A 12,963-nucleotide genomic window follows, 5' to 3' on the forward strand; every position below is an offset into this window, starting at 1 on the left:
GTTTGGCACACTGTTGGGTCCTGAGGCAACAGGGCCGGGGGTTTTGTTCCCGGGTTTGTTTGTTTCTGGTTTTCCTGGCTGCACCGATCATGCATGTAGATGTGTGGGGTGTGTGGTTTGGGGTTGTTGTTTGAGAACTACATAGTGGACGCGAGCATCTTTTATAAGAAGCAATTTCCAAGAATATGAACCTGGATCTGGTTGCAGCCCTTTTGTGGTTGTGGCTGGTTTTCATGGTTCTCTCGAAAATTACTGATTGATCTTTTGTGGTCAAGTTTTTAAGAGCACACGGTGGATGCCTTGGCATTAGGAGCCGAAGAAGGACGTAGGAATCTGCGATAAGCCTGGGGGAGTCGATAACCGGACTGTGATCCCAGGGTGTCCGAATGGGGAAACCCCGCCAGGGGCGCGAGTCGCCTGGTGACCCGCATCTGAACACATAGGGTGCGTGGAGGGAACGCGGGGAAGTGAAACATCTCAGTACCCGCAGGAAGAGAAAACAATAGTGATTCCGTTAGTAGTGGCGAGCGAACGCGGATCAGGCTAAACCGTTCCATGTGTGATAGCCGGCGGGCGTTGCATGGTCGGGGTTGTGGGACTTTCCGTACTGTCTCTGCCGGGGCAGTGGGGTGTGATGTGCAGGCATAGGTGAGCGGTCTTGAAAGGCCGGCCAGAGAGGGTGTGAGCCCCGTAACCGAAATGTTGTGTACCGCCTGGATGAGTATCCCAAGTAGCACGGGGCCCGAGAAATCCCGTGTGAATCTGTCAGGACCACCTGATAAGCCTAAATACTCCCTAATGACCGATAGCGGACCAGTACCGTGAGGGAAAGGTGAAAAGTACCCCGGGAGGGGAGTGAAACAGTACCTGAAACCGTGTGCTTACAATCCGTCGGAGCAGCCTTGTAGTTGTGACGGCGTGCCTTTTGAAGAATGAGCCTGCGAGTTAGTGTTACGTCGCGAGGTTAACCCGTGTGGGGAAGCCGTAGCGAAAGCGAGTCTGAATAGGGCGTTGCAGTGGCGTGATCTAGACCCGAAGCGAAGTGATCTACCCATGGCCAGGTTGAAGCGACGGTAAGACGTCGTGGAGGACCGAACCCACTTCAGTTGAAAATGGAGGGGATGAGCTGTGGGTAGGGGTGAAAGGCCAATCAAACTTCGTGATAGCTGGTTCTCCCCGAAATGCATTTAGGTGCAGCGTTGCGTGTTTCTTACCGGAGGTAGAGCTACTGGATGGCTAATGGGCCCTACAAGGTTACTGACGTCAGCCAAACTCCGAATGCCGGTAAGTGAGAGCGCAGCAGTGAGACTGTGGGGGATAAGCTTCATAGTCGAGAGGGAAACAGCCCAGACCACCAACTAAGGCCCCTAAGCGTGTGCTAAGTGGGAAAGGATGTGGAGTTGCGAAGACAACCAGGAGGTTGGCTTAGAAGCAGCCATCCTTAAAAGAGTGCGTAATAGCTCACTGGTCAAGTGATTCCGCGCCGACAATGTAGCGGGGCTCAAGTACACCGCCGAAGTTGTGGCATTCAGATATTAGCTAAGCCCTTGTGGTTCAGGCGTCTGGATGGGTAGGGGAGCGTCGTGTGGGCAGTGAAGTCGCGGTGTAAACCAGCGGTGGAGCCTACACGAGTGAGAATGCAGGCATGAGTAGCGAAAGACGGGTGAGAAACCCGTCCGCCGAATGATCAAGGGTTCCAGGGTCAAGCTAATCTGCCCTGGGTAAGTCGGGACCTAAGGCGAGGCCGACAGGCGTAGTCGATGGACAACGGGTTGATATTCCCGTACCGGCGAAAAACCGCCCATGCTGAACAGGGGATACTAACTGCCCGAGACCTGCCTGACACCCCTTGTGGGTGAAGGGTTTTGGTGGAGCGCAGGACCTGATCCTGGGAGGCAAGCGTATTAACAGGTGTGACGCAGGAAGGTAGCCAAGCCGGGCGATGGTTGTCCCGGTCTAAGGATGTAGGGCGAACGGTAGGCAAATCCGCTGTTCATGATGCCTGAGATCTGATGGGACCCCCGTTTGGGGGGATTTGGTGATCCTATGCTGCCGAGAAAAGCATCGACGCGAGGTTTTAGCCGCCCGTACCCCAAACCGACACAGGTGATCAGGTAGAGAATACTAAGGCGATCGAGAGAATTATGGTTAAGGAACTCGGCAAAATGCCCCCGTAACTTCGGGAGAAGGGGGGCCCCAACCTTGATGGACACTTGCTGTCCGGAGGGGATCGGGGCCGCAGAGACCAGGGGGAAGCGACTGTTTACTAAAAACACAGGTCCGTGCGAAGTCGCAAGACGATGTATACGGACTGACTCCTGCCCGGTGCTGGAAGGTTAAGAGGACCGGTTAGCCGCAAGGCGAAGCTGAGAATTTAAGCCCCAGTAAACGGCGGTGGTAACTATAACCATCCTAAGGTAGCGAAATTCCTTGTCGGGTAAGTTCCGACCTGCACGAATGGAGTAACGACTTCCCCGCTGTCTCAACCATAAACTCGGCGAAATTGCAGTACGAGTAAAGATGCTCGTTACGCGCAGCAGGACGGAAAGACCCCGAGACCTTTACTATAGTTTGGTATTGGTGTTCGGAGTGGCTTGTGTAGGATAGGTGGGAGACGTTGAAGCCCGGACGCCAGTTCGGGTGGAGTCATCGTTGAAATACCACTCTGGTCACTTTGGACATCTAACTTCGGCCCGTAATCCGGGTCAGGGACAGTGCCTGATGGGTAGTTTAACTGGGGCGGTTGCCTCCTAAAAAGTAACGGAGGCGCCCAAAGGTTCCCTCAGCCTGGTTGGCAATCAGGTGTCGAGTGTAAGTGCACAAGGGAGCTTGACTGTGAGAGAGACATCTCGAGCAGGGACGAAAGTCGGGACTAGTGATCCGGCGGTACATTGTGGAATGGCCGTCGCTCAACGGATAAAAGGTACCTCGGGGATAACAGGCTGATCTTGCCCAAGAGTCCATATCGACGGCATGGTTTGGCACCTCGATGTCGGCTCGTCGCATCCTGGGGCTGGAGTAGGTCCCAAGGGTTGGGCTGTTCGCCCATTAAAGCGGTACGCGAGCTGGGTTTAGAACGTCGTGAGACAGTTCGGTCCCTATCCGCTGCGCGCGCAGGAAATTTGAGAAGGGCTGTCCTTAGTACGAGAGGACCGGGACGGACGAACCTCTGGTGTGTCAGTTGTACTGCCAAGTGCACCGCTGATTAGCTACGTTCGGATGGGATAACCGCTGAAAGCATCTAAGCGGGAAGCTCGCTTCGAGATGAGATTTCCATACACCTTGTGTGTGAGAGGCCCCCAGCCAGACCACTGGGTTGATAGGCCGGATGTGGAAGCGAGGACTAACGACTCGTGAAGCTGACCGGTACTAATAGGCCGATAACTTACACCACACACCACCCCGGCAAACGTTCCTTCAAAAGCGTTTGCAACCACGGGTTGGTAAAAAGATAAACAAGACTGCTTGCGTCCACTATGTGGTTCCCGAACAACAAACCAAACTGTTGTCCAGGGAACAAAACCACAACTGAATAACAACACCACAGCTGCATCACTGCAGCACCTGTTGTAACCACAAAAGTTTTCCCACACCACCCCGAAAGGGGTTGGTGCCGGGTACAAGGGTTACGGCGGTCATAGCGTGGGGGAAACGCCCGGTCCCATTCCGAACCCGGAAGCTAAGACCCACAGCGCCGATGGTACTGCACCCGGGAGGGTGTGGGAGAGTAGGTCACCGCCGGACAACCATTAGGTCGAGGCCCCAACCACAACGGTTGGGGCCTCCCACATTTAACACACCCCGCACGGGCCGGGCAACGCCCCAACAGCTCCCGCACCAGGCTGGGCGACGCCCCATCACTTCCCGCCCCAGGTTGGGCGACGCCCCATCAGCTCCCGCACCAGGCTGGGCGACGCCCCATCAGCTCCCGCCCCAGATTCAGGGAACGCCCCATCAGCTCCCGCCCCAGGCCGGGGAACGCCCCATCAGCTCCCGCCCCAGGTTGGGCGACGCGGCATCAGCTTCCGCGGCAGCACCGCCGTCGTACTCCAGGACATGATGGAGGGATCCCTGGAAACCCGCAGGACATGATGGGGCGTTGGGCCCGAAAGCTGCGGGAGGTGATGGGGCGTCGGTGTGAATATTGCCACGATGGGGTTGGCCGCGTTGGCTCTGTCCCGCCCGGTGGGGCGACTCCACTAGAATTGATGCAGATGTACGGACTTCGAAGCGCTGGATTTCGGGTTGCGTAGGAAAACGAAACACGGATACGAGCGGCTGCAGTTGCGCCAGTGGTCGGCTCACAACAGGAGGAATCCACATGGCTGAGCACAACGGCGGCAACCGCGGCGGAAATGACCGTGGCGGGTTCCGCGGTAATAACAATTCCGGCGGCGACCCCCGCGGATTCCGTTCGCGAACCAACCGGGACAACAGCGATTCTTCGGGCCGGTCAGCCGGGGGTGGAGAGCGCAAGCCCTTCGGTGACCGTGACAAGAAGCCGTTCGGTGATCGTCCGCGCCGTGACGGTGATCGTCCGCGCCGTGACGGTGATCGTCCGCGCCGTGACGGTGAGGGCGACCGCCGCGGTTTCGGTGGTGGAGAGCGCAAGCCTTTCGGTGACCGTGACAAGAAGCCGTTCGGTGATCGTCCGCGCCGGGATGGCGAGGGAGAGCGCCGTAGTTTTGGTGGCGGGGAGCGCAAGCCGTTTGGTGATCGTCCGCGCCGGGATGGCGAGGGCGAGCGCCGTAGTTTTGGTGGCGGGGAGCGGAAGCCATTTGCGGACCGTGACCGCAAGCCTTACGGCGACAGGGACAGGTCCTTTGGGGACCGTCCGCGCCGCGATGGTGACGGTGATCGTCCGCGCCGGGATGGCGAGGGGGACCGCCGTAGTTTTGGTGGCGGGGAGCGGAAGCCGTTCGGGGACCGTGACCGCAAGCCTTATGGCGACAGGGACAGGTCCTTCGGTGACCGTCCGCGCCGTGACGGCGAGGGCGACCGCCGGAGTTTCGGAGGGGGAGAGAACCGCAAGCCCTTCGGCGAGCGAAGCGACCGCCCCAACCGCGTTGACCGCCAGGACCGTGCTCCCCGCAGCTTTGACCGCGACTCTAACCGCGACGCCGGTCCCCGCACCTTTGGACGCGACCGCCAGGAAGAGCGTCCTGCCCGCGTTCCCAACATGCGCGACCTCCGCAGCGCCAACCGCCCGGACCGCGAACGGTCCCCCCAGATCGATGAGGATGTCACCGGCAAAGAGCTGGACCGGGCCACACAGCACCAGATCAAGACGCTCGAGGATAACAGCGCCGAGTGGGTGGCCCGCCACCTGGTGATGGCCGGACGCTTGATTGACGATGAACCTGAGCTGGCCTTCCAGCACGCCCTGGCTGCCAGCCGGCGCGGGGGCAGGCTAGCCGCTGTCCGCGAAGCTGTCGGGCTCACGGCCTATGCTGCCGGCCACTACGGCGAAGCCCTGAGGGAATTCCGGACGTACCGCCGGATCAGCGGCTCCAACGTGCACCTGCCCGTAATGGCTGACTGCGAACGAGGACTCGGCCGTCCCGACCGTGCCCTCGACGTGGTCCGGTCCGAGGAAGCCCAGGACCTGGACGCTCCGGGCAAAGCTGAGCTTGCCATCGTGGCTGCCGGCGCCCGCGCGGACCTCGGCCAGCTCGACGCCGCCGTCGCCGAACTGGAGATCCCGCAGCTGGACATCAACCGTGCATTCTCCTACAGCCCCCGGCTCTTCCGCGCCTACGCGGATGCCCTCGCCGGCGTGGGGCGTACCGCGGAGGCTGAAAAATGGCAAAAGCAGGCAGTGGTGGCGGAAAAGGCTCTTGGCCTCGGCGTTGACGAAGAACCCGACATCATTGACCTGGGCTGGGATGAACAGGAGGAAGCCCGCGAGGAAGCAGAACGCCGCCGCCTGCTGGACCGCGCCTCCACCGCGTCGGGTTCGGCTGCTGCCGGCGAAACGCACGGAACAACCGGTGCACCTGCCACTTCTCCCGCTGCCGTCGAAGAGACACCCGACGCCGGAGCAGGCGAAGCGCGCCACGCTGTTGATGCCAGCATCGATGACCAGGAAGCGGACTACTTCGTTTCCGACGACGCTGAGTCTGACGAGGACTCGGTTGAAACCGACGAACTGGACCACGACGGAGCGGGCTTGCCCGATGGCAACGCTCCGGAGGATAACCAGGATCGCCGGGAAGACTAAAGCGGATGACTGAAGCAACCCTGATATCCCGGTTCGATGCTTTGCTCGCCGATCTGGATGGCGTGGTCTACGCAGGCGCGCACGCCATCCCGGCTGCGGTGGAATCACTCCAGCAGTTGGCAGGCCTGGGCGTGGGCCTCGGCTACGTGACGAACAATGCATCACGCAGCCCTGCCGACGTCGCAGCCCACCTCCGGGAGCTCGGCGCACCCGCCGATGACAACCAGGTGGTCAGCTCCTCGCAGGCCGCAGCGGAGTTGCTCGCCGCTGAACTCCCCCCAGGTTCTAAAGTGCTCATCACCGGAAGTCCGGCGCTGGCCCAGGAAATCGAACTGGTGGGCCTGGTACCCGTGTACGGCCAGGACGAGGACCCCGTGGCGGTGGTCCAGGGCTTCAACCCGGCCATCGGCTGGAAGGAACTCGCCGAGGCAGCCTACGTGGTGTCAGCCGGAGCCGTGTGGGTGGCCACCAACACGGACATGTCCATCCCGCAGGCGCGCGGCATCGCACCGGGCAACGGAACCCTTGTCGCTGCGGTCAATGCTGCCACCGGCCAAACACCGCGTGTCGCCGGCAAGCCGGAAGCGCCGCTCTTCCATTCCGCCGCCAAGCGGCTCGCCGCTGAGCGTCCCCTGGTAGTGGGGGACCGGCTGGACACAGACATCCTGGGCGGCAACAACGCAGGCTTTGCCACGGTTGCGGTACTGACCGGCGTCGACACGCGGCAGACCATCCTCGCTGCCCGCGCCGACGAACGGCCTGACTACATCATCAGTTCCCTGGCTGATTTGCACCGCCCGTACCCGGCCGTCACAGAAAGCGACGGTACCTACACATGTGGCGAGGCAACAGCCCGCGTGGCCAACGGAGCTGTGGGCATCATTGGCAGCCAGGACAACCTCGATTCCTGGCGGGCGGCGTGCGCCGCGTGGTGGGCGGCCACCCCGGACGCGTCCTCGCCCCTGGCGCCGCAGCTCGTATGGATGGATCACTAGACTGGTTGGATGACTGAGCTGAGCCACCCTGACGAATCCGCAGCAGCCCAGCCCTCCCCGGACTGGCCGCGGACAAGCCATGCCGAGGTGACGGATCACCTGGTGCAACAGTCATTGGGACGACTGGACGCCCTGCGCCGGCTACCGGTGGCAGAGCACGAAGCGGCCTACAGTCAACTCCACGATGAGCTGCGCGCCGCCCTGGACACCGATCCGGCGCAGCATCACCGCGCCCGGATACAAAATTCGGACGGTGGCGCCTGATGCCGGTGCGCCTTGATCAGGCATTGGTGGCGCGCGGCCTTGCCCGGTCCCGCACCCACGCCGCCACGCTGATAGCTGAAGGAAAAGTAAGTTCGGGTGGCCACGTGCTCGGTAAGGCATCAATCCAGGTTTCCGAGGACAGGGACCTCGTGGTCGAGCATGACGCTCAGGACGCCTATGTGAGCCGCGCCGGGCACAAACTGGCCGGCGCCCTGGATGCCTTTCCAGACGTTTCGCCGGCCGGGCAAAGGTGCCTTGACGCCGGGGCCTCCACCGGCGGCTTTACTGATGTGCTGCTCCGGCGCGGCGCCGCGCATGTGGTGGCGGTCGACGTCGGCCACGGCCAGCTGGTGCCCCAGTTGCGGGAGGATCCGCGCGTGGAAGTCCACGAAGGACTGAACGTACGGTACATGAAGCCCGACGACCTGGGCGGTCCGGCAGCGCTCACCGTGGCTGACCTTTCCTTCATTTCCCTGACCCTGGTGGTCCAGCCGCTGGCGGAGTGCACCGAGCCGGGCGGCGACCTGGTGCTAATGGTGAAGCCGCAATTCGAGATCGGCAAGGACCGGCTGGGGCGCACCGGTGTGGTCACGTCCGAGCGGGAGCGGAGAATGGCGGTGGAAAAAGTGGCCCGGGCAGCGCAGGACGCGGGGCTGGAGCTCCGCGGCCTGGCACAGAGCCCGCTGCCGGGCCAGGACGGAAACGTCGAATACTTCCTGTGGATAAAGCGCAGGATCAGCCAAGAGTTGCCTAAGATCGAAGAGCGAGACGCAGCCACCGCTGCCTTGCTCGGACGTATCTGGCACAACCACTAGAGAGCGGAACCTGATGAGCAGGCGCGTACTGGTCCTCGCCCACACCGGCCGCGAGGAATCCTTGAAGGCCGCCTGGGAGGCCTGCGCCCAATTGCACGCCTCCGGCATCGTCCCGGTGATGCAGGAGTCCGAGCTGGATGACATGGAACGGTTTTTTGGCCACCTTGCCCAGCCGGTGGAAGTGCTCCACGACCACGTCCAGCTCCCGGACGTTGAACTGGTGATGGTCCTCGGCGGCGACGGGACCATCCTGCGCGCGGCCGAGCTGGTGCGGGAAGTGGATGTGCCGCTGCTGGGTGTGAACCTGGGCCATGTGGGCTTCCTCGCCGAGAGCGAGCGGGCGGACCTGACCCAGACCGTTGAATGGATAGCCAGCCGCGAATACACGGTGGAAGAGCGCATGACCATCGACGTGCAGGTGTGGGTCCGCGGCCAGAAGATCTGGCACACCTGGGCGCTTAACGAGGCTGCGATCGAGAAGGCCAACCGGGAACGCATGCTCGAGGTGGTCACCGAGGTGGACGAACGTCCGCTGACGTCCTTCGGCTGTGACGGCATTGTGGTGGCCACCCCTACGGGGTCCACGGCCTACGCGTTTTCCGCAGGCGGTCCCGTGGTCTGGCCGGAGGTGGAGGCACTCGTCATTGTTCCTATCAGTGCCCACGCACTCTTCGCCAAGCCGCTGGTGGTGTCGCCCCGCTCACGGCTCGCCGTCGAAGTCCTGGGCCGCACGGATGCCCAGGGCGTCCTCTGGTGTGATGGCCGGCGCTCCGTGGACCTGCCGCCGGGTGCCAGGGTGGAGGTCACGAAGTCAGCCACTCCTGTCCGGCTGGCGCGGACCCATCAGACCCCGTTCTCGGCCCGGCTGGTACGGAAGTTCGAACTGCCCATCCACGGCTGGCGTGGACCTGTCCCCAAGGCCGAAGCCATCCACACCGGGCCCCTTCCCATCGTCCGGACGCCGCGGCCCATGCCGCCGCTTCAGCTGCCGCACGGCGGGCAGCCGGACATCGATCCTGATCCCTCAACCGCAAAGTGAACCATGCTTGAAGAACTGAGAATCCGCGATCTGGGCGTCATCACCGACGCAACCCTTCCGCTTGGCCCCGGGCTGAGCGTGGTGACTGGCGAGACCGGCGCCGGCAAGACCATGGTGGTCACCGCCGTCGGACTCCTCCTGGGAGCCCGGTCGGATGCCGGTGCCGTCCGCAGCGGCGCCAAGAGCGCAACTGCCGAGGCGGTGCTCAAGCTCGACGCCGGCCACCCGGCCGTCGCGCGGGCCCTCGAGGCCGGCGCGGAGGCGGAAGAGTTCGACGGCGGCGCGGAGCTGATCCTCGCCCGCCGGCTCGGCTCGGACGGCCGCAGCCGGGCTTTCCTGGGTGGACGGGCCGCCCCCGTGGGTGTGCTCGCCGAGATCGGCGAAACGCTTGTTGTGGTCCATGGGCAGTCGGACCAGATTCGGCTCAAGGGGGCCGCAGCCCAGCGCGGCGCCCTTGATAAGTTTGCCGGCGGGACGTTGGCTGCCCCGCTGGACGGCTACCAGGATCTTTACAGCCACTGGAAATCCATCCAGGCCGAGCTGGACACGCTCCGGAGTGCCGCCCGGGACAGGCTCCGTGAAGCCGAGTCCCTGGAAGCGGCACTGGCCGAGATCGACGAAGTGGATCCGCAGCCGGGAGAGGACGAACTCCTCAAGGCAGAGGCGGTGAAGCTGGCCAATGTTGAGGAATTGCGGATCGCCGCGAGCACCGCCCATCAGGCCCTGATCGCCGAGGACTTCGGCGAAGCAGGCGACGCCACCACCCTGGTGGATGCCGCGAAGCGGACCCTTGAGCACGTGGCGGAGCACGACGCGGAACTCGGTTCTGCAGCTGCCCGGCTGGCTGAGGTGGGGTTCCTGCTGAACGATATCGCCACCGAACTGGCCAGCTACCAGGCCGGGCTGGACACGGAGGGACCGGAACGCCTCGCCGAGATCGAGGACCGGCGCGCTGTCCTGGCCAAGCTGATCCGCAAGTACGCCCCCTCCATCGACGAAGTCCTCCAGTGGGCCGAAAATGCCCGGGTGCGCTTCGACGAGCTGCAGGACGATTCAACCCGCATCGAAACCCTGGACGCCGAGGTGCTCCGCGCCGAGGCCGATCTGCAGAAGCAGGCGGCTGCCATCACCAGGATCAGGACCAAAGCCGCAAAGGAGCTCTCCTCACGCGTCAGCGCTGAGCTGAAGGCACTGGCCATGGCCGATGCCACGCTGGTGATTAACCTCGAGGGCAGCGGCCAGCTGGGACCGCACGGCGCTGACGAAATCAGCTTCCTGCTGCAGCCGCACTCGGGAGCTCCTGCCAGGCCGTTGGGCAAGGGGGCATCCGGCGGTGAACTGTCCCGCGTGATGCTGGCCATCGAAGTGGTACTGGCCGCCGTGGACCCTGTTCCCACGTTTGTCTTTGACGAAGTGGATGCGGGAGTCGGCGGACGCGCCGCCGTCGAGATCGGACGCCGGCTGGCCATGCTGGCACGCCACGTGCAGGTGCTGGTGGTCACGCACCTGCCGCAGGTGGCCGCCTTCGCGGACCAGCACATCACCGTCACCAAGACCTCCGTCAGGGGAGCCGACGGCAAAACAGCCACCGGGTTCACGTCGAGTGATGTCCGCCTCCTCGACGGCCCGGAACGGGTGCGTGAACTGGCCCGGATGCTGGCCGGCCAGGAGGACTCAGAGTCGGCGCAGGCACATGCGCAGGAGCTGCTGGACGACGCCAAACTGCTGCCACAGCGGGCGTGACACGGCCCGGGGGCATTTATAGCGAAACCCGCCAACCCCTTGCTTACCGGGCGCCCGGTAAGCAGACTTGATCATTTGGGAAACAGTTCCGGACCCGTGGAAGGCTCATTTGATGATAGGCTCGAATTCCGTGGTGCAGCGATCAAATTCCCGTGTAAATTCCCGGTTCCCGGGCTCGTCCAAGACGACCAAACACATCTTCGTAACCGGTGGTGTGGCGTCCTCGCTCGGTAAGGGACTGACGGCATCAAGCCTCGGTCATCTGCTGCGGGCACGCGGCCTGTCTGTAACTATGCAGAAGCTCGATCCCTACCTGAACGTGGATCCGGGCACGATGAACCCCTTCCAGCACGGCGAAGTCTTCGTCACCGACGACGGCGCTGAGACGGACCTGGACATCGGACACTACGAGCGCTTCCTCGACGAAAACCTTGAGGGCTCGGCCAACGTGACCACCGGCCAGGTGTACTCCACCGTCATCGCGAAGGAACGCCGCGGCGAGTACCTTGGCGACACCGTACAGGTCATCCCGCACATCACCGACGAGATCAAGCGCCGCATGCGCCTGCCCGCCGAAGGCAAGAACGCCCCGGATGTGATCATCACCGAAATCGGCGGCACCGTGGGCGATATCGAATCCCAGCCGTTCCTCGAATCAGCCCGCCAGGTCCGCCAGGACATCGGCCGCACCAACGTCTTCTTCCTGCACGTCTCCCTCGTCCCGTACATCGGACCGTCCCAGGAACTGAAGACCAAGCCCACCCAGCACTCCGTTGCAGCCCTGCGCTCCATCGGCATCCAGCCCGAGGCGATCGTCATCCGCTCGGACCGTGAAGTGCCGGACGCCATGCGCGAAAAAATTGGCCGCATGTGCGACGTCGATATCGACGCCGTGGTGAACGCTGCAGATGCCCCCAGCATCTACGACATCCCCAAGACCCTGCACACCCAGGGCCTGGACTCCTACATCGTGCGCGCCCTGGACCTTCCCTTCAAGGACGTGGACTGGACCAGCTGGGACAAGCTGCTTGAGGCTGTCCACAATCCCAAGCACCACGTTGAAATCGCGCTGGTAGGCAAGTACATTGACCTCCCGGACGCCTATCTGTCCGTCACCGAGGCCCTGCGCGCCGGTGGCTTCGCGAACGACACCAAGGTCAAGATCCGCTGGGTCCCCTCGGACGAGTGCGAGACCCGTGAAGGTGCCATCCAGGCCCTGGACGGGGTCAACGCCATCTGCGTCCCGGGAGGCTTCGGCATCCGCGGCCTTGAGGGCAAGCTCGGTGCACTGAAGTTTGCCCGCGAAACCAAGCTGCCCGTCCTGGGACTGTGCCTGGGCCTGCAGTGCATGGTCATCGAGTACGCCCGCAACGTGGTGGGACTGGAAGGTGCATCCTCCAGCGAGTTCGAGCCGGATTCGAAGTACCCGGTCATCGCCACGATGGAAGAGCAGCTGGAGTTTGTTGAAGGACGCGGCGACCTCGGCGGCACCATGCGCCTGGGCCTCTACGAAGCGAAGCTTGAAGCCGGTTCAGTCATCGCCGGGACCTACGGCAAGACCACCGTCAGCGAACGCCACCGCCACCGCTACGAGGTGAACAACAAGTACCGTGAGCAGATCGCAGCCGAAGGGCTCGTCTTCTCCGGCACGTCCCCGGACGGCAAACTGGTGGAGTTCGTAGAACTTCCTGCCGACGTCCACCCGTACTACGTCGCCACCCAGGCGCACCCTGAGCTGAGCTCGCGCCCCACCCGGCCGCACCCGCTCTTCGCCGGGCTTGTAAAGGCAGCCCTGGACCACCAGGAGGGCGCCGACACGGCCGCCGGCCTGGGCGCTGTTGCCCCGGAGGCCGGGCAGTCCGGTACGGTAGCCGCTAAGTAGTTCCG

Annotated in this window: 8 protein-coding genes and 2 rRNA genes; 9 read left to right on the top strand and 1 reads right to left on the bottom strand. The window is 63.0% G+C overall.

Translation table 11 applies throughout. The features are described from left to right. Nucleotides 1-268: 268 nt before the first annotated feature. Nucleotides 269-3,394: ribosomal RNA gene (locus M1E07_RS08300) — 23S ribosomal RNA — on the top strand. A gap of 233 nt (nt 3,395-3,627) precedes the next feature. After that, nucleotides 3,628-3,744, top strand: a 5S ribosomal RNA gene (gene rrf, locus M1E07_RS08305). Nucleotides 3,745-4,453: 709 nt separating this feature from the next. Here the strand turns inward: rrf and M1E07_RS08310 are convergent. Continuing rightward, complete coding sequence (locus M1E07_RS08310; RefSeq protein ID WP_461189767.1) at nt 4,454-5,326, bottom strand: hypothetical protein; 873 nt, start codon at nt 5,324-5,326, stop codon at nt 4,454-4,456. Nucleotides 5,327-5,344: 18 nt separating this feature from the next. Here M1E07_RS08310 and M1E07_RS08315 point away from each other — a divergent pair, with 18 nt between their 5' ends. From M1E07_RS08315 to M1E07_RS08345, 7 genes are all read left to right on the top strand, one after another. After that, the gene (locus M1E07_RS08315) at nt 5,345-6,220 is read left to right on the top strand and encodes a hypothetical protein (RefSeq protein WP_461189768.1); all 876 of its coding nucleotides are present in this window, start codon (nt 5,345-5,347) and stop codon (nt 6,218-6,220) included. Nucleotides 6,221-6,225: 5 nt separating this feature from the next. After that, entirely contained in the window at nt 6,226-7,215 is a 990-nt protein-coding gene (locus tag M1E07_RS08320; RefSeq protein ID WP_461189769.1) for an HAD-IIA family hydrolase, read from the top strand. Between the two features lie 9 nt (nt 7,216-7,224). Then, entirely contained in the window at nt 7,225-7,479 is a 255-nt protein-coding gene (locus tag M1E07_RS08325) for a hypothetical protein (RefSeq protein ID WP_461189770.1), read from the top strand. Beyond that, the gene (locus M1E07_RS08330; protein WP_461189771.1) at nt 7,479-8,294 is read left to right on the top strand and encodes a TlyA family RNA methyltransferase; all 816 of its coding nucleotides are present in this window, start codon (nt 7,479-7,481) and stop codon (nt 8,292-8,294) included. Before M1E07_RS08325 ends, M1E07_RS08330 begins: the two co-directional genes overlap by 1 nt. 13 nt (nt 8,295-8,307) lie before the next feature. Continuing rightward, nucleotides 8,308-9,333 carry an NAD kinase gene (locus tag M1E07_RS08335; protein ID WP_461189772.1) on the top strand — a complete coding sequence of 342 codons (1,026 nt, stop codon included), beginning with the start codon at nt 8,308-8,310 and terminating at the stop codon, nt 9,331-9,333. 3 nt (nt 9,334-9,336) lie between these two features. After that, nucleotides 9,337-11,076, top strand: a complete 1,740-nt coding sequence (gene recN, locus M1E07_RS08340) for a DNA repair protein RecN (RefSeq protein ID WP_461189773.1) — start codon at nt 9,337-9,339, stop codon at nt 11,074-11,076. 112 nt (nt 11,077-11,188) lie between these two features. Further along, complete coding sequence (locus tag M1E07_RS08345) at nt 11,189-12,958, top strand: CTP synthase (RefSeq protein WP_461189774.1); 1,770 nt, start codon at nt 11,189-11,191, stop codon at nt 12,956-12,958. Nucleotides 12,959-12,963 lie beyond the last annotated feature (5 nt).

The organism is Arthrobacter sp. Z4-13 (genome assembly GCF_054792705.1).

Excerpts from the sequence above, each read along its gene's own strand:
- M1E07_RS08320 (WP_461189769.1), top strand. The coding sequence starts at position 6,226 with ATGACTGAAGCAACCCTGATATCCCGGTTCGATGCTTTGCTCGCCGAT.
- M1E07_RS08325 (WP_461189770.1), top strand. The coding sequence starts at position 7,225 with ATGACTGAGCTGAGCCACCCTGACGAATCCGCAGCAGCCCAGCCCTCC.
- M1E07_RS08330 (WP_461189771.1), top strand. The coding sequence starts at position 7,479 with ATGCCGGTGCGCCTTGATCAGGCATTGGTGGCGCGCGGCCTTGCCCGG.
- M1E07_RS08335 (WP_461189772.1), top strand. The coding sequence starts at position 8,308 with ATGAGCAGGCGCGTACTGGTCCTCGCCCACACCGGCCGCGAGGAATCC.
- recN (WP_461189773.1), top strand. The coding sequence starts at position 9,337 with ATGCTTGAAGAACTGAGAATCCGCGATCTGGGCGTCATCACCGACGCA.
- M1E07_RS08345 (WP_461189774.1), top strand. The coding sequence starts at position 11,189 with ATGATAGGCTCGAATTCCGTGGTGCAGCGATCAAATTCCCGTGTAAAT.